The sequence below is a fragment of the Frankia sp. Allo2 genome, assembly GCF_000733325.1.
GTDB classification, from domain to species: Bacteria; Actinomycetota; Actinomycetes; order Frankiales; family Frankiaceae; genus Frankia; species Frankia casuarinae.
In genome coordinates this window covers 17900-43537 of record NZ_JPHT01000037.1, presented here as the reverse complement: position 1 = coordinate 43537, position 25638 = coordinate 17900, and the positions used below count along the sequence as shown (strand labels likewise).

The 25638-nt window shown below is 68.2% G+C and carries 21 protein-coding genes; 9 read left to right on the top strand and 12 right to left on the bottom strand.

Translation table 11 applies throughout. From position 1 onward, the window contains the following. Positions 1-1735: 1735 nt before the first annotated feature. The 8 genes from ALLO2_RS19200 to ALLO2_RS28385 form a co-directional block, all read right to left on the bottom strand. A complete protein-coding gene (locus ALLO2_RS19200) occupies positions 1736-2413 on the bottom strand; it encodes a Crp/Fnr family transcriptional regulator (RefSeq protein WP_035733957.1) in 678 nt (225 codons plus the stop codon). Between the two features lie 268 nt (positions 2414-2681). Beyond that, positions 2682-3086, bottom strand: a complete 405-nt coding sequence (locus ALLO2_RS19195; protein WP_035733955.1) for a hypothetical protein — start codon at positions 3084-3086, stop codon at positions 2682-2684. 255 nt (positions 3087-3341) lie between these two features. Continuing rightward, the gene (locus ALLO2_RS28390; RefSeq protein ID WP_051875431.1) at positions 3342-4205 is read right to left on the bottom strand and encodes a rhomboid-like protein; all 864 of its coding nucleotides are present in this window, start codon (positions 4203-4205) and stop codon (positions 3342-3344) included. A 266-nt stretch (positions 4206-4471) separates the two neighbouring features. Continuing rightward, positions 4472-5578 (bottom strand): esterase family protein, encoded by a 1107-nt coding sequence (locus tag ALLO2_RS19185; protein WP_232235208.1) that lies wholly within the window; start codon positions 5576-5578, stop codon positions 4472-4474. 97 nt (positions 5579-5675) lie between these two features. Beyond that, on the bottom strand, positions 5676-7607 hold the full coding sequence (locus tag ALLO2_RS19180; RefSeq protein WP_051875426.1) for a phosphatidylglycerol lysyltransferase domain-containing protein: 1932 nt from the start codon (positions 7605-7607) through the stop codon (positions 5676-5678). A 986-nt stretch (positions 7608-8593) separates the two neighbouring features. Beyond that, positions 8594-9355, bottom strand: a complete 762-nt coding sequence (locus ALLO2_RS19175; RefSeq protein ID WP_232235207.1) for a ribonuclease BN — start codon at positions 9353-9355, stop codon at positions 8594-8596. Positions 9356-9650: 295 nt separating this feature from the next. Then, positions 9651-10283: a GAP family protein gene (locus tag ALLO2_RS19170; protein ID WP_011437137.1), complete on the bottom strand. Its 633-nt coding sequence runs from the start codon at positions 10281-10283 to the stop codon at positions 9651-9653. 30 nt (positions 10284-10313) lie between these two features. Further along, complete coding sequence (locus ALLO2_RS28385; RefSeq protein WP_368671127.1) at positions 10314-10397, bottom strand: SHOCT domain-containing protein; 84 nt, start codon at positions 10395-10397, stop codon at positions 10314-10316. Between the two features lie 677 nt (positions 10398-11074). Between ALLO2_RS28385 and ALLO2_RS19165 the strand changes: the two genes are divergently transcribed. Both ALLO2_RS19165 and ALLO2_RS19160 read left to right on the top strand, forming a co-directional pair. Further along, a complete protein-coding gene (locus tag ALLO2_RS19165; protein ID WP_035733953.1) occupies positions 11075-12016 on the top strand; it encodes a ParA family protein in 942 nt (313 codons plus the stop codon). After that, positions 12006-12551 (top strand): hypothetical protein, encoded by a 546-nt coding sequence (locus ALLO2_RS19160; protein ID WP_023841768.1) that lies wholly within the window; start codon positions 12006-12008, stop codon positions 12549-12551. The genes ALLO2_RS19165 and ALLO2_RS19160 overlap by 11 nt, the downstream gene beginning before the upstream one ends. A 60-nt stretch (positions 12552-12611) precedes the next feature. On the opposite strand, the gene ALLO2_RS19155 is transcribed toward ALLO2_RS19160, so the two are convergent. Further along, positions 12612-13163 carry a hypothetical protein gene (locus tag ALLO2_RS19155; protein WP_011437140.1) on the bottom strand — a complete coding sequence of 184 codons (552 nt, stop codon included), beginning with the start codon at positions 13161-13163 and terminating at the stop codon, positions 12612-12614. A 504-nt stretch (positions 13164-13667) separates the two neighbouring features. Next, positions 13668-14036 carry a helix-turn-helix domain-containing protein gene (locus ALLO2_RS19150; RefSeq protein WP_157858561.1) on the bottom strand — a complete coding sequence of 123 codons (369 nt, stop codon included), beginning with the start codon at positions 14034-14036 and terminating at the stop codon, positions 13668-13670. Between the two features lie 88 nt (positions 14037-14124). Between ALLO2_RS19150 and ALLO2_RS19145 the strand changes: the two genes are divergently transcribed. The 5 genes from ALLO2_RS19145 to ALLO2_RS19125 all read left to right on the top strand — a co-directional run bounded on the left by ALLO2_RS19145 (position 14125) and on the right by ALLO2_RS19125 (position 20388). Continuing rightward, on the top strand, positions 14125-15621 hold the full coding sequence (locus ALLO2_RS19145; protein ID WP_011437142.1) for an MFS transporter: 1497 nt from the start codon (positions 14125-14127) through the stop codon (positions 15619-15621). Positions 15622-16082: 461 nt separating this feature from the next. Beyond that, complete coding sequence (locus ALLO2_RS19140; RefSeq protein WP_011437143.1) at positions 16083-16505, top strand: rhodanese-like domain-containing protein; 423 nt, start codon at positions 16083-16085, stop codon at positions 16503-16505. Between the two features lie 221 nt (positions 16506-16726). Beyond that, complete coding sequence (locus tag ALLO2_RS19135) at positions 16727-17695, top strand: L-tyrosine/L-tryptophan isonitrile synthase family protein (RefSeq protein WP_011437144.1); 969 nt, start codon at positions 16727-16729, stop codon at positions 17693-17695. Next, positions 17692-18504: a TauD/TfdA family dioxygenase gene (locus ALLO2_RS19130; RefSeq protein ID WP_011437145.1), complete on the top strand. Its 813-nt coding sequence runs from the start codon at positions 17692-17694 to the stop codon at positions 18502-18504. The genes ALLO2_RS19135 and ALLO2_RS19130 overlap by 4 nt, the downstream gene beginning before the upstream one ends. Before the next feature lie 27 nt (positions 18505-18531). Next, positions 18532-20388 (top strand): NAD(P)/FAD-dependent oxidoreductase, encoded by a 1857-nt coding sequence (locus tag ALLO2_RS19125; protein ID WP_051875424.1) that lies wholly within the window; start codon positions 18532-18534, stop codon positions 20386-20388. A 66-nt stretch (positions 20389-20454) separates the two neighbouring features. On the opposite strand, the gene ALLO2_RS19120 is transcribed toward ALLO2_RS19125, so the two are convergent. Both ALLO2_RS19120 and ALLO2_RS19115 read right to left on the bottom strand, forming a co-directional pair. Continuing rightward, on the bottom strand, positions 20455-21957 hold the full coding sequence (locus ALLO2_RS19120; protein ID WP_035733951.1) for an MFS transporter: 1503 nt from the start codon (positions 21955-21957) through the stop codon (positions 20455-20457). A gap of 265 nt (positions 21958-22222) precedes the next feature. Beyond that, positions 22223-22918 (bottom strand): TetR/AcrR family transcriptional regulator, encoded by a 696-nt coding sequence (locus ALLO2_RS19115; protein WP_011437148.1) that lies wholly within the window; start codon positions 22916-22918, stop codon positions 22223-22225. A gap of 483 nt (positions 22919-23401) precedes the next feature. Between ALLO2_RS19115 and ALLO2_RS19110 the strand changes: the two genes are divergently transcribed. Both ALLO2_RS19110 and ALLO2_RS19105 read left to right on the top strand, forming a co-directional pair. Next, positions 23402-24412, top strand: a complete 1011-nt coding sequence (locus ALLO2_RS19110) for an alpha/beta hydrolase (protein ID WP_011437149.1) — start codon at positions 23402-23404, stop codon at positions 24410-24412. Positions 24413-24598: 186 nt separating this feature from the next. Further along, the gene (locus tag ALLO2_RS19105) at positions 24599-25618 is read left to right on the top strand and encodes a universal stress protein (protein WP_011437150.1); all 1020 of its coding nucleotides are present in this window, start codon (positions 24599-24601) and stop codon (positions 25616-25618) included. The last annotated feature ends 20 nt before the right edge of the window (positions 25619-25638 follow it).

Below are 25638 nucleotides of genomic sequence, written 5' to 3'. Positions count from 1 at the left end.
ACACGGGCCTCGGCTTTCTCCGCACACTCCTCGGCCCGCTCGGCACGCCCACGCCAGTACGCCACCTCGGTGACATCATCGGTGACAGACAGAACAGACACACCACCCAGGACACATCACCAGCGTCCTCGGTATCAGGAACTACACCCGACGTATCACGAAGAGCCCACAACCCCCCACCAGCATCCCGCGGACACTCCGCCCGACTCCCGCCACAGCCACGACACCGCCACACGGCGGAACCAGCCCCTCCACGCCATCGCCGAATACTTACACCGGTGTTCCCGGCCCCCGGTGGTTCGGCGGCGGCCGCTGCGCCGGCGCCGGCTGCTTTCTCGTCCGGGGGCACATTACCCGGCGGTTCGTGCGGCAAGGTTTCATCCGCTGGACTGGCGCCAGGCATAAGACTCCGGATGTCAGTCATCGTGTGCGCCCTCCACGCCCGAAGTCCCCTTTTCGTCCACGGCTCCGGGGTCCGGGGCCGTGGTCGGGGATCCCTGCGTGAAGTTAGAATCACCAAAATTAGGGCGGTCGAGCGGCGCGGCGAACTGGTGGCCCTGGCCATAGTGTTCCGGGCCATGGTGCTCGGTACGCGGCCCGATCTGCTGGTCGCCGCGTGGGGCGTGGGTATCTCTACGGGTTGTGCGGATCGGACCAGACGCGGTGTTGATGTCACCGATGCCCACGTGCGTCTGCGGCCGATTATCCCCGAAGACCGATCCGCCGACGTTGCTGATACCACCGATATTTCTGATGCCGCTGATATTTCTGGTAGCGCCGCTCTGCCCAAGGTCGGCTCGGCTACGGTCCGATGGCGTGGAAGCCTCGGCCGCCGCCCGCGACGGTGCGGCTGGAACCTCGGGAACGCGGAAGCCGCGGTGCAGCAGGCCGCCCGACGGTCTCGGCACATACAGGTACGCCTCGTCGCGNTATGTCTTCACCTCGACGGGGGCCTTCACGAACAAGGAGTCGTCCAGCCCGCTGTAACCGCTGAGCACGGCGTNCTCGTAGGCCCGTGACGACAGGATCGCGGCCACCAGGGTCGTCCGGGGATTCGACTCTTCCAGCAGGTGTCGTACCGCGGCGGCGTCAAGCTGGCGGTGCAGGGCAATACGGGCCGCACCGCTGCCGTCACCCAGCCGGTTCGTCCCCGAATCGGTCGTCGATCCCACGTGCAGGCTCACCCGCATCCGCAGCGTCCGGTCGGCCGCGGCAGGTGCGACGGGCGCGACCTTGTTCCGGTACTCCAGCTCCTGCTGGAGGTTGTCCAGGAACGGGTGGACGAGCAACGGCAGCATCGAGGGCTCGAAGCCGAGCACGTACCCGTCGCCGGTGGTGTCGGAGAAACGTTCCATCGATGGTGATTCGGACCAGCCAGAACGCGCGAACGCTCCGGTGAGGATGTCCGGCACCGCCCGCGTCATGTCCTCGTGCCAGCGTCCGGGGTAGCCGCTGAAATCCTTGATGTCGACGACGAGCAGGGCCCGGTAAGGGGGCATTGCCATGCTGTCGGTGCCGCCATGGACCGGTGTAGAGGCCATCGCTGAATCCTTCGCGTTCGCGGGAGAGCACGGATGTCGTGCCCGTGTTCTTCAGCGTCGCGGCGGAAGAGTGACAAAAACGTCCATCGACGGACGGTTCAACGGTGGCACGGACCACATCTCGTCGGCCCACCGGCTCCCGTCAACGGAGAACCAGCGGACGACCTGGAGCCCGCCGGGCCAGACCGGCATGCTCAGCCGGTCGTGATGCCCACCTCGGCCCGCAACCGTGAGATATCCGCCACCGCGAGCCGTGGCCCCGGCCTCAGCACCTGTTCCTCTCGCAATGCCGCCACATGTGCGGCCACCGTGCTCCGGGCGAGCCCCAGGGACTCCGCGACGGCATCGAGCGAGAACGGCACCCGCATCGGATCGGGCAGCTCCGGTCCGGCGAGGGCGACCAGTTCCAACAGCAGGCGGGCGACCCGCTGCCGCGGCGAGAAATGCACGAGCTGATGCTGATAGGGAACCGTTTCGGACAGCTTGCTCACCACGTAGTCAGCCAGCGCTCCCTGAACACCGTGCCGCCGCAGGAAGGAGTCGAGCGTGGCGGCGGAGACCCGATGCGCCTCGCATCGATNGATCGCCTGCACCGTGGCGGTGCGTCCGGTTCCGATTCGCGCCATCTCACCAATCATGTCCCCGGGCGAGCGCAGCGCCAGCAGGAGGGCCGAGCCCTCCGCGTCCACGCGCACCACCTTTACCCGGCCGGTGGTCAGCAGAAGCAGGAAATCATCTGGATCGCCCTGACGCAGCAGCACCTGCCGCGACCGGAAATGGCACCGGGAACCGCATGACAACAACGCCTGCCAGAGACGGTCGCCGAGGATAGCCTGCATTCCCCGCCGGGCAGGCCGGACAGAATTGGTCATCCCACAGAAGTATCGCGGATCGGGCCCGCATTCGGCGCCGCCACCGAGAGGATGCGACTGAGGTGACCGACCAGCGGTCTTGTCCGATCAATCCTTTCTATCCGGTTCGCCCGATTCGCTCTCGGCCGCGATGCACCGATGCACCGATGCACCGTGCCGCGGATGGTCGAACTGCTGCCATCCGCGGCACGGCGCCCGGCTCCCCGTGCCATCGGCGCAGGGCCTCGTTCACCGGCCGGGCCGGGCCCCGGGTGGACGGGTTACTCGACTACTCGACGCCCTCGAAAATCCAGCCCCTGTCCTCCCTGAAGATAGGTGACAGGGCAACCAGCGGCGGGTAGATGAGCGCCGGGNGAAGTCCCAGGGNCAGTTCATTGTCCGGGACACCGATGGTGAAGGTACCCGACTGGGGACCATCAGCGATCTTCCATTCACGCGGCTCCGGGAGCACACGTACCCGCTCGAATGTGTCCGGGTCACCATCGAAGCTCACAAAAGCCCCGCCGGACGGCTTGCGGATCGTGTAGGTGTCGTCGTTGGCGCGCCGCACCTGCCACACCTGCCCGCCGCCGTTGCCGTCAGGCAGAAGGACGAGGTTGCCCCCGCCCACGTCGGTGAGGGTCTGCTGCCCGGCGATGCTGATCCGGTAGATGCCGTCGATCACACTTGCCACGCTTGGCTCCTCTTCCGTCAAAGGAACAACTGGTCACGGTTGCAACCAGCCGCGATTGAGAATGTTGCTGCCTGCACCAGAGTCAGAAGGAAGATCTTCTCTTTGATGACATGATGAGACCCTTTTTGGCGGTTCGATGAGCCAGGAAAGCTCTGCGATGGGGCACTGGACGAGCAGACCGTGGTGGCAGCGGACAGCCAGGACGCTAACACCATCATGCCCGCTGGCGTCGGCGTTTCGGATCAGCGGCGCACACTAAAAATGCAGATCAAGACCCGACTCGCGCCGTCCACGTATCCAACGATATCTTCGCACACCAAACCGCGCTTTGTGGCCGGACTTCGCCCTCCTTTTCCCCCCGACGTCCCACCAGCCGCGCCGAGCGGTGTCCCGCCGCGCCGCGGCGCGGCGGCGCACCGGTGGCGCGAGCCCCGCGAGCGCACCGAGGGCGAGGGCCGCCGTATGGCCGACCGCGTCGAGCTCCCCACGGCTCACCCCCTTCATCATCACGGGGAGTACGACGACGAAGGTCAGTGACGCCAGAGCGCGCAGCGACCGGCGGGAGGGCAGCACCACGAGCGCGGTCAGGGCGGTCGCCACGACATAGCTCGGCCCGACATCCAGGACGTGCAGAGCGGTCCGCGGCAACCCGCCGGTGACGACCCGCAGGTCCAGCACACCCTGGGAGATCAACGTCGCCCCGGCGTGCCCACCCAGCACGACGGCCAGCGCGGTGGCGCCTCCCGCCGTCGCCTCCAAGCCGCCCACGGCCAGGCCCGCGAACATGAGCCACGGCGCCAACGGCCCCTCGGGCAGCCACGGAATACTGCCCACAAGCACCCCGAGGGGATGGTGGCGCATCTGGTCGAAGGTTGTGCTCATGGCCCACTGCCAGCGGGTCGCCGTGGCCGGGTCGACGTACTGGAACACCCGCGCCGCGACGAGGGCGCCGAGCAAGGAGTCGGTCACCGGCAGCCGCCACACGACCGACCACGGGCGTCCCGACCACGGGCTGGCGGCGCCCTCGGCCCCGTGAACGTGCTCCGCGCCGGCGGGGCCGTCGTCACCTCTGGCGGTACCGTCGTCGCCTCCGGCGGGGGCCGGNGTGCGGACGGNCATGGGACTCCGGCCCCCGGTCCACCTCGGATGTTCTCCGCCGGCGCGGCCCATCCCCGCTGATCGCCCCGGCCTGGAATCGAGCACGCCACGGAACACTCCCGCCTGACGAGAAGCAGGGCCCATCTGAAGAATGTCTTCGCCCGGCGCTGTCATTCCCGGCACCGCGGCAGCCGACCAGATGTGCCACGGTCGCGCCGGGCGGATGGTCGCGCCGGGCGGATGGTCGCGCCGGGCGGATGGTCACGCCGGGCGGACGGGGCCGACAGTCACGCCGGGCGGATGGTCACGCCGGGCGGTACCGCCCACAGCAGGCTGTCTCGAAGCGCCGGACGCCACACGCCGAAGTCGTGGCCGCCGGGGCGCAGCCGCAGCACGACGTCGAAGCCCGGACGCTCCCCCAGGGCGCGGGCCATCGCCTCCGTGTCGCCCAACGCCTCATGATCGCCATGTCCGCAGTCCAGCCACACCCGCATCGGCGGGAATGGTGGGAGCGTCGCCGCGTACCGGGCCGGGGNGTTCGCCGCCNCGACCAGAGCGAGATCGGGCCGGTTCCCGAACAGGCCGACCATCCCGCCGTCGTGGGTCGGTTTCGACATCCCGGACATATCAATGATCGTCTCGACGAGGTCACGGTGGCGTAGCCCGAGGTTCAGCGCGCAGAACCCGCCGGCGGACATTCCGACGAAGATCCGGTCGGCTCGGTCCGCGATGGCGCGCAACCGCCGGTCGACCGTCGAGATCACGTCGTCGATCAGATAGGTCTCGATGTTCTCGCCGGGCCGGTCGACGCATTCGCTGTCGTCGAGCCAACCGTGACTCAGTCGCGGGGCGACGAGGATCGCGGGCCGGCCGACCCCGGCAAGCAGCGCGCCGACCTGCGCGGCCCGGCCCGCCCGGTACCAGTCGACCGGCACCCCCGGCGAGCCATGCAGAAGGTAGACGACGGGGAACCGGACGTGCGGTTCGGTGAAGTACTGGGGCGGGAGGTACACCAGTGCCTGCTTTGCCTCCTTCACACCGAACCCGCTGTGCGTGCCGGGGACCAACAGGTCGATAACCGATCCGTCCGGGTGCGGCGGCGCTGGCGCCACAGCCTCCCGCGCCGACCCCGTCGGCCAGGACTTCACCCCGATGACGTCGTCGACCCGCGGCAGGTAGCCGTAGTAGGCATTGACCAGATCCGCCGCCGTCACCAACGTGAGCAGCATGGCGAGGACGCCCATCCCGAACGCGGCGGGGCGTCCCACCCGGTTCCGATGCCCCGCCCGGCGCCGGTGGGCCAGCCACCCGCAGCCTGCCCAGCAGGCGAGCGACATTCCCGCCAGGGACAGCAGGAACCACTTCCCGATGACGACCAGGGACCCCAAATCCACGCTCCCCTGCGAGTGTGTCCACGGTGTAGACAATATGGACGACGTAGACAATATGGACGACGTAGACAATATGGACGACGTAGACTGAAGGTGATGGTCAGTCCGGCCCGGGGCCGGTCGAGGTGTCCTTTCTTCGGGCACGGTGATGGAGGCCGGCCGTCCCAGGCCGGGGCAGTCGGGACAACCGGGATAGTCGGGACAACCGGGATAGCCCGGACAGATGGTCGCGCCAGCAGGGCCAGACCAGGAAGGCCTCGGCTTCGAGCATCGCCAAGGCGATCCGTGGTAGCTCGGAACTGGCGGGGNAGCAGATATAACGGGGCTGCCAGGTGGGTTGAAATTTGGCGTTGAACCGGTACAAGCTATCGATTTGGAACCAGCGGGACAAGAATATTAACAGGGAACGCCAGCAGCGGATGACCGGCCCGGCGCCCAGGCGCTCGCCGCGTTCGAGCGCGGACCGGAAGAACGCAAAGTTCAGCGACAGCCGTTCGACGCCCAGCTCGCGGGCCTGGCGCAGGGCGCTGACGATGAGGAACTCGTTCAGCCCGTTGTCGGCGGTCCGGTCCCGCGTCATCGCGTCCAGCGACAGGCCGTTGGGGCCCCACGGCACGAAATGCAGCAGGGCGCGCAGCCGGGGCTCGGTGCCGGCCGCGTCGGCATGCGACGTGCCGTCCTCGATGCCGCTTGTCGTGTCGTTCGCCGGGTGGCCCGGAGCACCGTTCACCGGGTCGTCCGCGTCGTGGGGACCCGCGTCATGGGGACCCGCGTCATGGGAGAACGCCATCACGGCTACGCAGTCGCCGTCCGCGCCGCCGCCGAGGCGGCCGAGCGCCATCGAGAAGCCCCGTTCCGTCTGGGTACCCCGCCAGGCAGCGGCCTGTGCCTTCAGCCGGGCGATGTCGGCCGGCGCGAGATCGCCGACCCGCCGCGCGACCGCGGTGTAGCCGGCGCGTTCCACCCGGGCGACCGCCTGGCGAACGTTACGCATCGCCCGGCCCTCCAGCGTGAACGACGCCGTGTCGACGATGGCCTCGTCACCGAATTCCAGCGCGCACAGCCCGGCGCGGGTCCAGGCGAAGCCACCCGCCTCCGAGCAGCCGAGGACCGCCGGCGTCCACGCATGATCGGCCGCCTCACGCAGGAACTCCCTGATGGCCCCCGGCCAGGCCTCCCGGTCACCGAGCGGGTCTCCGCTGGCCAGCATCACGCCGGAGACCACCCGGTAGGCCACGCAGGCCTTGCCGGTCGGTGACCAGATCACCGACTTGTCCGACCGCAGCGCGAAGTATCCCAGCGAGTCGGCCTTGCCGTGCCGGGCCAGCAGGGCACGTATCCGTTCCTCGTCGGAGTCGGTCAGCCGGGGCCGGGGCTCGGGCGGTCGCAGCGCGAGGTAGCCGGTGGTCACTATGGTCAACAGGCCCATCGTCAGCAGCACGCGGGCGGCGAGGCCGGAGAACCGGTCGGAGGTGAACCGTAGCGGACCGGGGATCCCGACGAGTCCCTCGACGATCTGTTCGAACTGGGCGGACAGCGAATGCGGGCCGACGATCCGGTCCTGGCGCACATAAAGCAGCAGGAACCCGATCCCGATCGAGACGACAGTGAGCAGCAGGCCGACGCCGAGCGCCCGCCAACGCGTCGACGGGTCGCCCTTGGCCCGGAACTCCCNGTGGACCAGCAGCAGGGCGATGAGCAGCGCGGCCGATCCGGCCGCCTCCTCGTAGTCCAGACCCTTGGCAACGTGGAGCACGATGCTCACGCCGAGCAGGACCACCACGGCCCGCCAAGCCCGCCGCTTGCGGCGGCGCAGCCCCGGCGTCAGCAGCACGAGCAGCATGCCGACGACGACGGTGAACGCGGCGGCCTGCTGGGAGGCCGCGGGGGGCAGGAGCACCCGCAGGTCCTCCAGGCGGGAGCGCCACTCCGGGGTGACCGCGGAGATGACGTCCACCAGGCCGACAACCAGAGCCAGCAGCGCGGCGATCCGAGGCGCCCACGGCTGTTTCCAGGGGGGCAGCACGGGCATCCGGCCGCTCTTCCTGCCGGGACGGACGCCGGGTGATGTCGTCGACGGCGGGGCAGATGACGGCTGTGAGGCAGACGACGCCGGTGAGGCAGACGACGCCGGTGAGGCAGACGGGGCACGCGGTGCCTGGGGGGCAGGCTGTGCGGAAGGGACAGGAGGGACGGGAGAGGCCGCGGACCCCCGACCGACCGGACCAGACCGGGCGGACAGGCCCCGGCGGGCGCCGGGCCGCCCGGGTTCCGGCCGCACCGCCGGGCGTGGCCACCACCGGCGCCGGATGACGGCGCGCTCGTTCGCCTCGGGCGGCGCGTTTCCCCCCCGCCGCCCGTCGGCGGGGCGCCCGGCCGAGGTGCCCGATGCCCCGGTCCCGCTCGAGATTCTCATGATCCCTATCGTCTCCCGATGGGTCGCTTGCTATGGCGCTCAGGACCTGGAGACGATAAACCGCCCCGTCACGGACGTTCCTCGTGCCACCCGATCGTAGCCGGGCCGAGTCGCGGGGTGGTCACGCGCAGAAGGCGCCGAGTCGTGGACGAGGGCCAGGCGGGCGTCCCGGGCCGGCAGGGAAGGACGACCTGGACGATCTCCGCCCGAACGTCTAGACACACCCAGCAGACCAGCTCACATACGACATTTAGGCAGTTAACTCACTTATCTAGCTCACTTATTACTCCCATCCGGACGGAGGTGACCCTGTGAGGTCGATCCGCGGTCTACTCATCCTGCGCTGCCGCTGCGGCCATGCGCGTCATGACCACGAGCACTACCGGCCCGGCTCGGATTGCGGCCGATGCGGGTGGCCGGCTTGGACCCTGTGGAGGCGACGTTGACGCCCCTGAACCTAGGGTAAGACGGGCAGGACGCCAGTCAACCAGATCAGCCGCTTACACAGCGTCACCTCCTGCTGTCCGCCGGACACGATCAACACCAGGTCACACGTCATTGGCCCTTGTGGCCCTCGGCGCCGATCCGCGCACCGGCTCAGCTCATGATTTCCGGGCTTGGTCTCGGCCCGTCCTCCTCCCGATGTGAAACTTTCTGAGGATGCCGGCGACCGACAGCTCGGTGTCGAGATACCACGTGCCGACGATTACCCCTCCGATGAGGACGACACCGAAACCGATCAGCCACGACAGGATGGTGAACACGACCCCGATCCCGCCATAGCTGCGCTCGTTCGCCACGATGGAAGCCGAGAATGCCAGCCGGCTGACGACACCCAGACCAGTCAGGCCGATCGTCGTGAACAGGGCTGTCGGCCACGAGTCCCGCCAGCTCATCCGGCCGATGGTGAGTACCCGGACCCCGACCCACAAGAAGAGCGCCAGGATCACGGTGGCTACCAGGCCGTAGCAGACCTGACCAGCCACGGTGCCGGTGAGCAGCGCCCCGAGACTCGTGGTAGCGACGAGAAAGAAGATCAATCCGCAGAGCCAGCCGACCTGGGCCAGTAGGCCGCGTAGCCCGAATGGCTTCAGTCTGAAGACCCGCACATAAATGGACTGGACGGACGCGGCCAGACTCAGTCCGCCAATTATCAGCCAGAGCACTCCCAGTACTGTCCAGCCGGTGAGGACGGTTCCGCTCCGCGGGGTAAAGAGTCGTTCCACGGCCATCGCCGCATCATGGCTCAACCCCATGCGCGCGATGATTATGTCCGCCGCACCGCCCTGCCGCAGTGGCGACAGCGCCGCCAGCGTGATGACAAAAGGAAAGAAAATCATCAGGATCATCGCGGCGAGATTCATCGCCCTGTTAATCAGATCCGCCTCACGTAGTCTGGACGCCAGGTCTCCTACCGGGGACTGCCCCGCACGCCCCCGGGCTGTCCCGACGCGCGCACAGAGCGTCCTGATCGGCCGCCACGGCGCGCCGCTGCGGTGAGCGCCAGCGCCGCCGGACGGCCGCGACGCAGGATTGTTATTACTCGTACGCCAGCTCCGGGGCATGGCGTCCTCCCCACAGCACCGGGTTCATCGCCGGATCCGCCGAATGCCCTGTGTGCGGCGCTCGCCCTCCGGGGCGGGGACTCAGGCAGCCGCTTCAGTCGATGATGAGGGCGATGAAAATGATGCAGACGATTATGTTGATGAGCCAGCTGTGAGTGTTCATCCAGTCTCGGACGCGCGGTGCGGCGACTTCTGCCCGTCTATGGAACAGTAGTCGGGCAAGCAGCGGCAGTGCCGCCACCGTAACGGTCAGCCCGATGAACGGGAGTGCTGCCGCATAGGACGCGTTGTTCTGCTGCAGGTGTATTCCAACCGTCATCATAATCACGATGTCCGAGGGCATCAGCAGAATGACGAACAGTCCGACTTGGAACGCCTTCATCAGATCTGCCGCCATCAGCGTCGTCAGCCATTTCGGCGGCTCCACCGTTTCGCGCCGCACCCAGTTCTTCACGGCGGCGACTGCCAACAGGCCCACCAGTACGTACTGGATGATCTGGCCGGCCGAACCGTTACTCCTCGAACTTCCCAGGTCGACGGCGCTGTCCAGCAAGGCGGCGAGGCCCATCATGACGGCCACACCGGCCGCTGTCGCGGCCGCCACACCGGCCAGGAACCCCAGGGATACCCGCCCGGCTCGTGGCGTGGTAACGAAGATGATCGCCGACATGATCTGCGGTCCGATCATCATGGTGATTGCCAGCGGGAGAATCTGGAGACCGTCCATGGATGCTCCCCACCGCTTGACCATGCTGATTCACGCGAGACTCCTAGCCCTCTCGCGCTCGAACTCCTGGTCGTTGAGCAGTCCGCGGCGGTGCAGGTCTCCGAGCTTGGCCAGCTCGTCTGCAATAATGGTCGCGCGGGTCGCGGCGCGGATGTAGCCGCGGACCGCTTCCTCGCTCGCCGAGCCAACAGCCGGACCGGGTCCTCCCGGCCCCGCGCGCGTCGGGTGCGCCGATTACCACAGCCATTACCTACCGCCTGCTCGCCGCGTCAAACCCAGCATCACCCGAAACTCACCCTCTCGTCTCGGCCCGATGCCGCAGACGGTGGCCGGGGGCACTAGGTGAGCAGGGGCACTGACGGAAGACGGTCGGCTTGGGGTGTCCGGCCGGACTTGCGGGCCTTCGTCTTGGTACCGTCCCACTTCGCTTGAGTTGACCATGGTGTACCCACCAGTCGGCTAGGTCCAGCGTGGCGGCAGTCCGGAGCCGGTGCGCGGCTGGCCGCCCTACGACCTCTCCCACGACCCTCCCAACGTGCGATCAGCTGGACGATCGATGGTCATCGGCGGCCAAATGTCCACGCACGGCACTCACCCGTCCGGGGGATCCTGGAAGTGGCGTCAACGGCACGTGGTGTGCTGGCAGGAAGAAGGCCGGCGCGGGTTACGCGTACGGACGACGGCGCCAGTGCGCGACAGGGGGACCGCCGGATGACACATCATCGAAGTCCACGAAGCCAACCTGACGGCTACCTTAATATATCGCGGTCATCCACAAGAGCGGTGACACCGTGAAAGTGGTCTCCGTCATGAACTACAAGGGCGGAGTCGGAAAGACCACTCTGACGGCGAACATCGGCGCGGAGATCGCCCGCTGGGGAAAACGGGTTCTTCTGATCGATCTTGATCCGCAGGCGAGCCTCACCTTCTCCTTCTACCGGCCGGAGGACTGGCGGGCGCACCNCNCCNAGGGCCGGNCCATCAAACAGTGGTTCGAAGCCTGGCGGATGGACGGGCCGGTGCCGGGACTCGAGGTACTCGTCACCGCCCCCACGGTGGCGAACTCCCGCATCGCGCATAACGGTGGCCGGCTCGACCTGATCGCGTCCCACCTTGCCCTCGGCGACGTCGAGATGGATCTCGCCGCGCGGTTGGGTGGGGCACAGATCCACCGGTCGACACGCCACTACTTCGACGTCTATCTGCGTCTCGCGGCCGGGCTTGCCACCCTGCCCGGGCGGCTCTACGATCTGGCGCTCATCGACTGCCCGCCGAACTTCGGCGTCATCACGAGGTCCGCCGTGGCGGCCAGCGACCAGCTGCTCATCCCGGCCCGCCCGGACGAGCTGTCCACCCTCGGAATCGATCACCTGCAGTCCCGGCTGCGCCGGTTCACCTGGGAATTCAACCAGGTCGCTGATCTGCAGGCCGACCTCCGGCCGGCCGTGAAGAAACTGGAACCGATGATTCTGGGCGTCGTCTTCACGATGGTCCAGTACTACGGTGGTCAGCCCGTCTCGGCGCTGCGGCCCTACATAGCACAGACCAGAAGCCTCGGGCTGCCCGTCTTCGATGCGATGCTTCGGGAGAGCAACAAGCACTTCGCCGGCGCGGCCCGCGCCCAGCTCCCCGCCATTCTCACCGAGCAGCTCAGCCGGGAACTCGCCTGGGAACTGCAGAGCCTGGTCGAGGAGTTCCTCAAACGCATCCGGACGGCGAACCATGGCTCCTGACAGTCGGCCCGCCAGCCACCCGGGTCGGGATGCGGCCCGTCTCGGGGCTGTTCTCCTGCGCCAGGTGTCCGATCTGCTCGACACCCTGGACGTCCGGCAGCTTGACGATCTCGTGGCGGGTCGGGCGCGGCTCGCGGTCGTCCCCACGCCCACAGCAGCGCCCACGCCCACAGCAGCGCCCACGCCCACAGCAGCGCCCACGCCCACAGCAGCGCCCACGGCCACGGCCACGGCCACGGCAGCAGACCCGGGCGGTCGTGCCGCGGCGGACGGCTCCCGGCTCCCGGCGTCCGTGGACGTCGAGAAGCTGCACGCGACACTGGTCGCCGCCGCGAGCCGGGAGGAAGCCCGGGAGCACCTGGCTGCCCTGGGCCGGATTCCGGTCCCGCAGCTACGGGCCCTGGCGGGCGCCCTGGGTGTCGACGGTGTCGGCGGCAGGGATCCGAAAGCCACCGTGATCCGAAAGATCGTGGACGGGACCATCGGTTTCCGGCTCAGCTCCCGGGCGATGCTGGCCGGGGAATCCGAACTGTAGAGCCGCGTTCTCCGACCGTTCTCCGGCCGGTGGAGCCGTCGGCTGGCCCGCTCCCGCCGGTCATGCCGCACCGAGCAGGAGGCCGAATCCGGTCATCAACACGGCGACGGCGAGTACCAGCGAGGTCACGAGATTACGCATGGTGACTCGGCGGGGAGCGCCGTCGAGGTCCGGCTGCGCCTCGGGCTCGCGCGGTGGAATCCGCAGGGCGAGCACGATCGGGTGAAACGGCGAGACGCGGTTCGGCGGCCAGGCGACCGCCCGCAGATCGCGCCGTTTGAAGGGGGCGTGACTCGCGCATCCGGTGAGCCAGCCGTTGACCGGGGTCTCGCAGATGCCGTCGTCGGTCCGGTAGGCCCGGCAGAGCGTCGGCCAACGGAATCCCAACATCACGGTGATCACGAGCAGGGCCACCGGCAGCGCGATCCACGTGCCCCGCAGGGTGAGCCACAGCCCGGCGGCACCGAAGGCGAGATAGCAGGCGAGATGGACATGTTTGCGTTCCCGTCGGCTCCTCGTCCGTGAAGCGGCCCGGCGGGACCGGGTCGGTTGCCGGCGGCGGGCGGACGTCCGGCCCGATCCCGACGAAGATCTCCTGCGCGGCGCTGCCATGACCATCCTCCTGTCTGCCCAGGTGCACGGGTGGGATGCGCCGCGGCGTCACGACAGATGCGTGGCCGTCCGTGCATCTGCGCCGACGGNCACGCCCCGCCCCTCGGCTGGCGTCGCTCCGCGATGGTTCTAGCACAGCTTGATGCCTAATTTAGCGCTTATCCTTTGTTTGCCATCACTTGCCACCAAACGCCAATAATAGGCGTATGATGTGTCCGTATAGCAGTCATGTTTTCAGTCATGCTTCTTCGCGACAGATCTCGATCAAGGCTTTGGCGGATCCCGCCGGCCTGTCGATCAGTACGGTGAAGGCGCGGTCGAGATCGGGCAGCGGATACCGGGGATGATCAGACTGGCCGCGACGAGCCTCGGCCTGGTCCCCACCGGCCTCCTTGTCCGACGGGACACGCGCGGGCGTCCGGGCCGGCCCTGGACCTTCGGCCGCACTGACGCGCCGCCGTTGACACCTGGAGCCGCTCCAGGAAGCTCCTGCTCCTGGCCGGGTTACTCGTCCATGGCACGGAGCAGGCTCGCGGGCAGCGATCGATCCGGGCCGGCTCCCGTAGTCCATCGGGAGCCCCATCGGCCGAGTTCCATCAGGATCGGCGCGAGATCCCGGCCCGCCGACGTCAGTTCGTATTCCGAACGAGGTGGACGTGGCTGATAAAGCCTGCGTTGCAGGATGCCTCGATCGACGAGCCGGTCGAGGCGCCGAGTGAGGGTGTGATCGGAGATCTTCAGACGGGTTCGGAAGTCGTCGTAGCGCCGAGCGCCGCCGAACGCCTCTCGGATGATCAGCAGGGACCAGTGATCGCCGATCAGCCCGAGCGCGCGAGCGGCCGGGCAGTCGGACTCGTCGTGCTGGTCAAGCACCTGGCCAGTGTATCTGTTGACTTCCATTTCGGAAGCATCTAGGATCCCTTCCGAAATGGAAGTCGGTCTCGGGGGAGTGGAGGCGCGTATGTCGAGGTCCGCTCAGCCGAAGGAGTCTGCGGCATCACCACTGCTGCTGCCGGTCGTGTGCCTCGGCCAGTTCCTGGTCGTGTTCAGCCTGTCCAGCGTGAATGTCGCGCTGCCCAGCCTGGCAGCCGATCTTCAGATGAGCCGCGAGACCCAGCCCTACACGGTCACGGCCTACGGGATAGCCCTGGGCAGCCTGCTCCTGCTGGGTGGCAGGGCTGGCGATCTACTCGGCCGACGGCGACTGTTCCGGCTAGGCACGGGGGTCTTCGCGGTCGGCACCGTGGTGTGCACGCTCGCCAACGTGACCGGCGTGCTGCTCGCTGGGCGGGCCCTGGAGGGGCTCGGTGCGGCCATGCTCGCCCCGGCCGCGCTGGGGACGATCAACGCGATCTACCCGCAAGGGCCGAGCAGAAACAAGGCGCTCGGGGTGTTCGGTGCGGTGTCCAGCGCGGCGGCCGGGGTGGGCGTCTTGGCGGGCGGGGTCCTCACCGACGGGCCGGGATGGCGGTGGGCGTTCGCGATCAAAATTCCCTTCTGTCTACTCCTGCTCGCCGTGGTCGGAAGGATCATGCCGGAAACCCGTGACACCCGTTCTCACCACGGCTTCGACATCGCCGGCGCGCTCACCGCGACGGGGTCGATGTTCTCGCTGGTCGTGGCCATCACACAGGCGGAGCAGCGCGGTTTCACCAGCCCGGCGATCCTTGCTCTGTTCGGATCAGCCGCCGTTCTTCTGATCGCCTTCATCGTGATCGAGAGCCGCAGCGACGACCCGCTCATGCCGTTGGCCCTCTTCCGCCGGCGTGGTCTCAGCGTCGCCAACGGCGCGACCCTGCTCGTGTGGGCCAGCTTCGGGTCGGCTTTCCTCCTGGTGGCCCTGTATGTGCAGCAGGTACTCGGCTACAGCCCGATGAAGGCCGGGCTGACATTCGTGCCGATGGCAACCGCGGCCGCGCTCGCGGCCAACGTCGCNCAGGCGACAGCGAGTCGTTCCGCGCGCGGTCCCAAGCCCGCGCTGCTCGTCGGCCTTGTCCTCCTCACTGTCGGCGTGGCCCTCCTGTCCCGGGGCGACGCCGACACCAGGTACACGGCGGTGCTGCTGCCGGCGCTCGTGCTGTGCGGCGCCGGTCTCGCGACCTCCCTCACCGCGCTCAACGTGGCCGCCTTCAGCGGCTCCAACAGCGACGACTCCGGGGTTGAGGCAGGACTCCTGAGCACCTCCCAGGAGATCGGCGCGGCCCTCGGCGTCTCGATTCTCTCGACGGTGTCGGCCCGCGTCATCTCCGATCATCTCGCAGCTCATCCCGGAGATCCGACCGCGATGCTCAGCGGCACGGTCGATGCCTTTCAGGTGTCCTTCGTCGTCGCGGCGGGCATGGCTGCCGGCGCCTTCCTGCTTTCCCTGATCGCCCTCTCGACGCGGGTTGATATCCCCCCGGCCAGCGTGTCGGAAAACCCCCTCGCGGAACCAGCCTCGATAATGCCCTCAAGGTGACACGGTCGCCTTAGACGGGACTTCCGAAGATCGTCGCGCGGGTTCCGCCCGCCTTCTCATCGGATCGAACTCGGCCGCGGCCATGCGGCTGCTCCTGCCAGGCCTCCGCTCCCCTCGTCCCGCTCGCGGCCTCCTCCGCTGGGCCGTGCCGTTTCCTCCTCCCGCAGCACATCCGGCGTCAGTGGCGCTGGCCAGTGATTTCTTTCTGGCCAGCCCGTCAGTACCCGCGCTCCTCAATGAATCGCTCCTTGAGGAGCAGGTCCGCGNCCCCNTTNCCCNCCCCGTGGGACGGGGTTGTTGTCGTGTTCGGTGGGGTCAGGGGTGANCCCGGCCCGCCGGTAGTGCCCGCTGATATCTCCCTCCAGTCTGTCGCATAGGAGACAGCGGAGTCCTTGTTGCTAAATTGCTACGTATCGCCCAGAGTGGTGATGTCCAGTTGTTCAGGAAGAAAGGATTGGCTGATGGTAGTGCTTGACCAACGGCTGCTCGAGAGTTGTCGACGCTACGTCGACGACATGCCGCCGCGCTTCAACTACATGACTTCCCCCGAGCTGGCCAAAGCCCTGGAGTCCCATCCGGACGCATACTTCGTCCTTGACAACCGCACCCCCGAGGCGTATGCGGCGGGCCATATACCGGGTGCCGTGAACATGTGGTTCAAGGACGTGCTGTCCGACAGCAACCTCGCTCTTCTCCCTCGGGACAAGACAATCGTCATCGTATGCTGGGTGGGCCATACGGCCAGTCAGCTCGTCGCCCTGCTCGGTCTGCTGGGTTTCACCGTCGCAGGTCTTCAGTACGGCATGGGTGAAAGCCCGGTGCCCGATTCCCCCCGGGCCGGCTGGCGCGATCTGGGCCTGCCGCTGGAAAAGAAAATTGGCTAGCGAATCGCTCACCTGAGCTGACGCAACGCCTATCTGCCCTCACCACAGGTCAAGACTTCCAAGAACCCGCTTTGAATCTTGTCTTGACCGCGAACGGCGCTACACCATGGGATCGAATCCCGGTACTCGGCGTGCCGACCGGTCACAGCCCTCTTTGTCAGGCTGGAATACCGGACCGGAGTACTTCTAAAACAGACTCTAAGAGGGAGTCTTAATCAGCCATGCCCAACGAAACCGCAACAGAGATCATCGATCTGCTGTTTCAGTTCCGGCGGCTCTCCGATCCGACGGAGGTCTGCTCGGCCCAGCCCTGCGAGCTCTGCTTCGACATCCATCGCCCAAAGATCGAGTACTGGATCAACCAGAACGAGCCGATCCACTTCGTGATCCTCGCTTTCCCGGCCAAGTCACCCAACAGGCAGAAGGTCCTCGGCTCGCTGCCGGATCTCGCCGAGCGCATCGCGCTCGACTTTCTGCGCTCGATGTGTGAGCACATCGGCCATTTCTATGAGCCCGGAGCCAGGATCACGGTCTGCTCGGACGGGCACGTGTTCGGGGATCTGATCAGTGTCTCCGACGAGGCCATCTCGTCCTACCGCAGCGACCTGGAGGCGCTGCTGGTCGACATCAGAGCACACAATATCGATCTCTACTCACTGGACGACGCGTTCGGCGCCGGTGACTTCACCGAGCTGCGTAGGAAACTGGAGGAAAACTATGCCGCAACGGTGGCNGAACTGCGCCAACAGATCGCCACGAGCCCAGCCACGAAGACGCAGTTCAACGGCATCCACCGTTTCGTGTTCGAGGATCTGCTGGTGCTGCGCCCGGAGACCAGCCGCACTCAACTCCGGCTCGCCAGCAAGGATCTCGCCTACCAGATCGTCCGCCGCAGCAACGCCTGGAGCCGACTCGTCGCCGAGCAGTTCCCGTCCGCCGTCCGCCTGTCGATCCACCCCCAGCCCTGCCATTCCGAGAAAATCGGCATCCATATGATCAGAACCAGGGACAACTGGCTCACTCCCTGGCATGGCGTCGCCATGGACGACGGCAACAGTGTCACGCTGATAAAGCGCAGCACCGCCGAAAAGCTGAACGCGTCGGTGGTCTGGCGCAATGGACGACCGAGTCACTTCGTCGCTCCGCATCTCATGCGGACGGATTCGAGGGTGAAGGAGACCGTCTCGTGAGTGCCGGGGCACTGGTCGACGCCAGCTCGGCGCCGCGGCGTTCGCTGCATCCGTTCGGACTGTTGATCGAATCATCCAGTGACACGGATCTGACCGCCGTGCCACCCGAGGAGTTGACCCGGTTCGTCGCGGATTCGAAGCTGCTGGTGCTACGAGGTTTCCAATCTCCTTCGACCACCGATCTCGTCGCCTACTGCCGGCGAATGGGCGAGATCCTGACCTGGGACTTCGGGGAGGTGCTGGACCTGACGGTGCACGAGGACCCACAGAACTACCTGTTCACCACGGGTCCGGTGCCCTTCCACTGGGACGGCGCGTTCGCCCGGCTCACGCCACGCTTCATCGTGTTCCGCTGCCTACGCGCTCCCGACCCGGATAGCGGCGGGGAGACGACTTTCTGCGACACCGCCCGCATTATTTCCGCCGCGCCTGCGCACCTGCGTGACACCTGGGCCGGCGTCCGGATCGACTACCAGACCGAAAAGATCAAGCACTACGGCGGGCACATCGTGCAGGACCTCGTGGTGCCCCATGCCGTGACGGGTGTGCCGACTCTTCGTTTTGCCGAGGCGCTCGACCCAGCCGAATATCTCAATCCGCTGTTCCTCGACATCCACGGCGTCTCACGGAATGATCGCGAGGACTTTCTCGACGATCTGTCGGCCCGGCTCTACGACCCGTCCGTCAGCTACGCGCACGCATGGCGTTCCGGCGATGTCGTGATCGCGGACAACCATGCGCTGCTACACGGTCGACGGTCTTACTCACTGGCCTCCTCGCGGCGACTCCAACGCATTCATGTGATCTGAGCAAAGATTCGAGGAAATGGAGAAGACATGCGGGATCATTACGACGTTATTATCGCCGGCGGCGGGCCGGCGGGCTCTACACTGGCCGCGCTGCTCGCCCGCACGTCGGACCTGAAAGTAGCGATCTTCGAGAAGGATGAGTTCCCGCGCGAGCACATCGGCGAGTCGTTCGCGCACCCGTTGATCCCGGTGCTGGCAGAGAGCGGAGCGCTCGCGAAGGTGCTGGCCAGCAACTGCTGGGTAAAGAAATTTGGCGGTATCTACAGCTGGGCGCGGCAGGGTCCGAGCCGGGCGTTCTTCNACCACGCGAACTGGGCGGTGGACGGGGTACACCGATGGGCACTGCACGTCAACCGTTCAGAGTTCGACCAGATCCTGCTGGAACACGCCCGGGACCTCGGAGTCGACGTCACCACCGGGATGGCCGTCACCGACTTCGCCGCGGCCGCCAACGGCTGTCAGGTGACGCTCGCCGACGGCACCGCCGTGTCCGGCGCGTACTTCGTCGATGCCTCCGGTCGCCAGCAGAGCCTGGTCACCAAAAAGCCTCGCGAATGGTTGTCCGGCTACCGGAACATCGCGATCTGGCAGCACTACCTGGGCGGCCTGCCGGCCCAGGGGCTCGACGGCGACTGGAACATCTTCCGGGAGAAGAACCTCTCGCCGATCGGTTGCTTCGCGTTTCCCGACGGCTGGTGCTGGTACATCCCCGTCCCCAGGATCGTGAACGGGGAGCGGGTGCTCACGCNCTCGATCGGCATCGTGACGAGCCCGGAGGTGCTGAAGGAACCCGGGAAGGACTTCACGGACTCCGAGGTCTTTCTGCGCACCGTCCGCGGCGTGCCGCGGCTGGCCGACCTGGTGGCCGAGGTGACGCCGATCTCCGACCAGATGATGACGGTCACCAACTACTCCCGGGTCAATGAGCGCTTCGCCGACCTCGACCGGCACTGGATCCTGATCGGCGATGCCTCCTACTTCGTGGACCCCCTCTTCTCGTCCGGGGTCGCGTTCGCGGCCAACCAGGCGGCCTCGGCGGCGCTGCTGCTGCGCACCACGCTGCNCGCCGAACTCTCCCCGGGTCTGGTGAGAGATCTGTGGCAGGACTACGACCACGAGTGGCACGGAATGGCCGAGGTGTTCGCGCTCTCGATTGATCAGTGGTATCACATGATCGGCGCGGACAACCCGGGCAGCGCATACTGGCACCGGCGCAATTCGAGTCCGCATCTGGACATGCCCGATCGGTCCTTCGACGCGCTGCTCAACACGGCGTTCACCCCCGACCTGCTCCTGATCATGACGCGCGGCACCGGCCGAATGTCCGACCTGGCGATCGACGGTCCGTACCAGCAGGCTCGCGCGCACGTGATGCTGACGGAGCCGGAACCGGACGCCGTGCTGGTCGCCGCTCCCGGAGTCCGGATGCGGGCCGGCGTGGCGCTGGATGTCCCCGGCTTCAAAGCGGTGCTCCCACCGGCCGACCTCGAACTGGACACGCCCGCCGCGGTACGGGCCGCCGTCGCCGAGTACTGGACCGATCCGGTGGCGGCCGAGGCGAACGGCGGCCTCGGCGTGCCTTCTCCGACCGCCTCCCCAGTACCGTGCCACCGTTTCGAGTTCGATTCCGACGCACTCGTCGATTCCGGCTCAGGCGCGACGGGGTTTTCGGTGCGCGGGGTGGACAGTCACGACGGCGCACCGCAGCTGTGGGAGATACTCAGCCGCGGTCCGGTCGTCTACGGCGAGCTCGGCTCGCGGCTCGCCCCCGGTCAGCGGGTGCTGCTGCAGCGGCTGATAAAGGCCGGAATGGTCACCGTCAAGACCGCGGCGAGGCAGACCACGCCGGGGACTGAAGCCGCCGAGGTCACCCTCGCGGACTGACCGAAGCGGCGGCCGGCCAGCCGGGCGCGGGCCGGGCCGGTCGCTCACGCCGGCCCGGCCCGGGTCTCAGCCGGCGTGCGCGGGGACGACCTCGACGTTGGTAGTCGACTCCCGCCCGGCCCGGATGAGCACGACGATCACCACCGCCGCGAGCGCGATGAGGATGGCGCCCCACAGGAACGCCGTGGTGTAGCCCTCGATCTGCGCCTGGTCGAGAAGCGCCTTCCCNCCCCGCCCGTGATCGGCCAGGTAGTTGGTGACGGCCGTCGCGTAGACGGTGTTGAGCAACGCGGTTCCCAGCGCCCCGCCGATCTGCTGGGTCGTGTTGACCAGCGCGCTGGCCACCCCCGCGTCGTGCGGGGCGACCCCGATCAGCGCGAGGTTCGACAGGGGCACGAACGAGAAGCCCATGCCGATGCTGATCAGCAGCTCGGAGGGCAGGATGTGCACGACGTAGCTCGAATCCGTCCCAACCCCGAGGAGCAGCGCCATCCCGACCGCCGCGAGCGTCGTGCCGGTGCCGGCCAGCACCCGGGGTCCGACGCGCGGCAGGAACTGGCTGGCAAGCCCCGCGGAGACGATGATCCCGCCGCTGAACGGCAGGAACGCGAAGCCGGTCTTCAGGGCGCTGTAGCCGAGCGTCTGCTGGAAGTAGTACGTCAGGAACAGGAACATCGCGAACAGGCCGGCCCCGGTCAGCAGCGAGGCCAGGAACGAGCCGCCGCGGTTGCGCTCCCACGGCACCCGCAGCGGCAGCAGCGGCGCGCTGGTGCGGGACTCGACGACGACGAAGGCCACGAGCAGCACAGCCGCACCAACCAGCAGCCCGATGGTGCGGGCGTCGCCCCAGCCATCCTCGGCGGCCACGGTGAAGCCGTAGACCAGGGCCACCAGGCCCGCGGTCACCGTCACCGCGCCGGGCAGGTCGTAGCGGGCCTCGCCCTCCGCCCGGCTCTCGCGCACCACCGGCAGCGCGAGTACCGCGGTGATGATCGCGATCGGCACGTTCACCAGCAGGCACCACCGCCAGGAGGCGTACTCGGTGAGCAGGCCGCCGACGATGAGACCGATCGCGGCGCCACCGCCGGAGATCGCTCCGTACACGCCGAACGCCTTGGCCCGCTCGTGGCTTTCGGTGANGGCGACGGTGATCAGCGACAGCGCGGCCGGCGCGAGCAGGGCCGCGAACGCGCCCTGCAGCGCCCGCGCTGCGAACAGCAGCCCGGCGTTCGGGGCCAGGCCGCCCAGCGCCGAGGCCAGCGCGAAACCGAGGAGTCCCCAGCTGAAGGCCCGCTTGCGCCCCAGGTAGTCGGCGACGCGCCCGCCGAGCAGCAGCAGACCGCCGAAGGCCACGGTGTACGCGGNGATGATCCACTGCCGGTTCGCGGTGGAGATGTCGAGATCGGCCTGCGCGTGCGGGATCGCGATGTTCATGATCGCGGCGTCGAGGACGACCATGAGCTGCGCGACAGCGATGATCCAGAGCGCGAGCCAGCGCCGTGGATCGGGCGAGCCGTCAGCCGCGTCCACCGGACGGTCCTCCGCCTGGTGGTCGAGGGTTGTGGTCACAGGGAAGCTCCTAGCCGGTCGGACCTGAAACGGGGACGAACGAACGCCACGAGTTCGGGCGAGGCGACCCGGTGCGGTGGGGATGGTGCCGATGGGGATGGTGCCGATGGGGATGGTGCCGATGGGGATGGTGCCGATGGACGGCGCCCCCGGGACCGGGCGGTCCGTGGCGGCGTCGGTGACGCGGCAGTGGCAGGGACAGGGACAGTGGCAGTGGCAGTGGCAGTGGCAGGGACATCGAACAGGAGTTCGAGCAGAGAATAGCTCAGGCGTTCGAGTTGACCCCGGACGGGGGTGTTTCGGGCCGGAGTGTCGTTCCGGGCCGGCCAGCCAGCAACGGCATGAGCACGTCGTCCACCATATGATCGACGAACGCATCGTCGAGCGGCTCGCCGGTGACGAGCAGGCGACAGAAAATCATCGCCATGACGATCTCCATAATCACGTCGAAATCGGCCGACACAGAGATCTCCCCCCGTTGCGAGGCCCGAGCGAACATGCAACGGCCGATCTTCGCTTTGTTCTGCAGGATGTTGGCCTGCACGACCGCGGCCAGCCGCGGGGACTCGCTCGCGGCCCGGAGCACGCCGATGAGCAGCGCACCGTCGGGACCGGTAATCGTGTCGATCATGAGGTGCACCTCGGCGGCCAGGTCGTCCCGCAGGCACCCGGTGTCAGCCGGAACGCGGTCGCCGGGACCATGCCGGCGCAGGGCCTCCACGACCATCTCGTCCTTGCACGACCATCGGCGGTAGATCGTCGCCTTGCTGGCTCGGGCCCGGGCCGCGACGGCGACCATGCTCATCCGCTCATACCCGACCTCGACGAGCAGTTCCAGCGCGGCGTCCAGGATCGCCCGTTCCCGGGCGTCGTCCCGGGGCCGGCCACGCCCGGCGCCACTCGGCGGGGAAATCGGTTTTCGCCCTTCCGTCTCGGACGCTTCTCCGGAGTCGACGCGCATGGCCGCGACGCCGAGGAGAAGGCGTAATGAACATTACCTGGACCAGAGAAACAGTACCGTACTGTACTGAAAATACCAGCTCCCCACACCGTGTGGTGCTGGTCACATCCACTACCCGTCACCAACACCCGTACCCGCACCCGCACCGCGTCGGCCCCGGCCCCGGCCCCGGCCGCAGGCTCCGGCCGCAGGCTCCGGCTCCGGCCGTGATCCGGGTGTCCCGAACGGACAACGCCCGGGGCCGTCCGTCTGGAATGTCAGTGAACGCCAAGATCAAGGGATTCATCATGCGATCGGACGTTCGGAACGGTCAGAGCGGCAGGGCATGATGACTGGCGGAGGCGAGAGTNCCGNCCCCGCTGNCCCCTNCCCGGCCGANCCCCGTCCCGCCGATCCCCGTCCCGCGGACGGCCCTCCGGAAGGGAGATTGTCATCATCCGCTCCGCCCAGCACCGATTCCTCGCCGCTGCCGCCACCGGCGGCATGCTCGCACTCGGCCTGGGCCTGGCGGCGTGCTCCCGGCACGGCTCCACCCCTCGCCCCTCGTCGCCGACAGCGTCGGGCCCGGGTGGCCCGAACAGCACACTCGCGCAGGCCGGCACGCCCGAGGAGTCCGACGGCCTGTGGGTCCTGCGCGACGTGCCCTACGCGCCGGTCTCGCCGGCACAGCGGCTGGATCTCTACCGCCCCTCCCCGCCGGCCCCGACGGCGGGTGCCGAGGGGGCCCGGGTGGTCCCCGGGACGGTCCTGCCGGTGGTGCTCACGATCCACGGTGGCGCGTTCATGCTCGGCGACAAGCGGGACGACCTGCCGGTGGTCCGGGCACTCGTCCACGCCGGATACGCCGTCGCCAGCCTGAACTACCGGCTGTCCGGGGAGGCGAAGTTCCCGGCCGCGGTCCAGGACGTGAAGGCGTCCGTCCGCTGGCTGCGGGCCCACGCGGGCACCTATGGCCTGGACCCCTCCCGCATCGCCGCGACCGGCGCGTCGGCCGGGGCCTACCTCGCGGTGATGCTGGGCACGACGAGCGGCGTGGCGATGTTCGACGACCCGGATCTCGGCAACCCCGGGGTGTCCAGCGACGTCCAGGCCGTTGTCGACTTCTACGGCCCGGTGAACTTCGCCTCGATGGACGCCCAGCTGCGCACGAACGAGCGGTGCACCGTGGCCGACGCCCAGCACGACCGGCCCCACTCGCCGGAGTCGCGCTTCCTCGGCCGCACCGTGACAGCCGTGCCCCAGCTGGTACGGGTGGCGAGCCCCCTGAACTACCTGAGCCGCGGGCCGCTGCCGCCGTTCCTGATCGAGCACGGGGACGCGGACTGCACGGTCCCCCACCAGCAGTCGCTGGAACTCGCCCACGCGCTGCGCACCGCCGGAGCGCCGGCAGTGGACGTGACGATCGTGCCGGGCGCCGGCCACGGCGGTGCCTTCCCGACCCGGGAACGGATGGGCGTCGTTCTGGCGTTTCTGCACCGCACCATCGGCCGCTGACGGCCGGCACACCACCCGGCGCTCCATCGAGCAACCACCTCTGCGACCTCAGGCCGCGGGCCATCCGGCAGGGTCATGACCCGGCCGCAGGCCCCACCGGCTCACCCCGCGCGTCACGTCGCGGGGGTCACCTTCAGGCGGAACCATGGCGGTGGCGGGGGACACCACGGCGAGAGGGNGATGGCGATGTCGGACACCACGGCACAGCCGGACAGCGCGGCACAGCCGAACAGCGCGGCACAGCCGAACAGCGCGGGGTACGCGCGCCCCGCCGGGCCGGCGGACGCCCGCAACCCCGCCGGGCAGGCCGTCGAGGTGGCGGACGCGGAGTCCGCCGCCGGTGGGATCGTCGTCGGGGTCGACGGTTCACCCGCGTCCGTCGCCGCGATCCGGTGGGCCTGTGACGAGGCCGCCCGGCGCCTGGTCCCGGTGATCGCGGTACTGGTATGGGACGTCATGGGCGAACCGCGGCCGGTCTTCGAGACCGCGGCGAACGCCGACCGCGAGGGTCTGGCGCACGCCGCCACGCGGGTTCTGGACACCGCGCTGACCGCCGCCCGGGTCAGCGATCCGACAGTGCGGATCATCCGGCGGGTCGAGGAGGGCAGTCCCGTCCCGGAGCTGCTGCGGGCCGCGGTCGGCGCGCGGATGATCGTCGTCGGCGAGCGCGGTCACGGGGCCCTGCACCGGCTGGTGAGCGGCTCGGTGAGCCAGGGTGTGGTGCACTATGCCTCCCTGCCGGTCGTCGTGGTACGGCCGGTCGCCCCGGCCGCCGGCGTCGACGACCGGCCGGTGGTCGTCGGCGTGGACGGCTCGGCCCTCTCGCTCACGGCACTACGGTGGGCCGTCGAGGCGGCGATGCTCCGCAAGAGCGCCCTGCACGTCGTGCATGCCTGGCACCTGGACATCCCGATCTACCCGGGGAGCTACGCCGATATCGGATCGGTGCTGGCGGAGCAGGCCCAGCAGACCCTCGACCAGGCCGTCTCCACGATCGTCACCGAGCACGCCGGCGGGCTACCCATCCCCGTTATGAAGGAGACCGTCGCCGATGGCCCCGCCCATGCGCTGCTGCGGGCCTCGGCTGACGCGCAGCTGCTCGTGGTCGGCAGCCGCGGGCACGGCGGCTTCGCCGAACTGCTTCTCGGTTCGGTGAGCCACCAGTGCGTCCTGCACGCGCACTGCCCGGTGGCCGTGGTCAGGTAGCGGCGCGGCCCGTGGTCGGG

What these genes read in the sequence shown, in the direction of transcription:
- ALLO2_RS19170 (WP_011437137.1), bottom strand. Translation starts at nt 10,283, where the DNA reads ATGGACGGTCTCCAGATTCTCCCGCTGGCAATCACCATGATGATCGGA.
- ALLO2_RS19175 (WP_232235207.1), bottom strand. Translation starts at nt 9,355, where the DNA reads ATGAATCTCGCCGCGATGATCCTGATGATTTTCTTTCCTTTTGTCATC.
- ALLO2_RS19105 (WP_011437150.1), top strand. Translation starts at nt 24,599, where the DNA reads ATGTCGGACACCACGGCACAGCCGGACAGCGCGGCACAGCCGAACAGC.
- ALLO2_RS19160 (WP_023841768.1), top strand. Translation starts at nt 12,006, where the DNA reads ATGGCTCCTGACAGTCGGCCCGCCAGCCACCCGGGTCGGGATGCGGCC.
- ALLO2_RS19140 (WP_011437143.1), top strand. Translation starts at nt 16,083, where the DNA reads ATGGTAGTGCTTGACCAACGGCTGCTCGAGAGTTGTCGACGCTACGTC.
- ALLO2_RS19115 (WP_011437148.1), bottom strand. Translation starts at nt 22,918, where the DNA reads ATGCGCGTCGACTCCGGAGAAGCGTCCGAGACGGAAGGGCGAAAACCG.
- ALLO2_RS19155 (WP_011437140.1), bottom strand. Translation starts at nt 13,163, where the DNA reads ATGGCAGCGCCGCGCAGGAGATCTTCGTCGGGATCGGGCCGGACGTCC.
- ALLO2_RS19110 (WP_011437149.1), top strand. Translation starts at nt 23,402, where the DNA reads ATGCTCGCACTCGGCCTGGGCCTGGCGGCGTGCTCCCGGCACGGCTCC.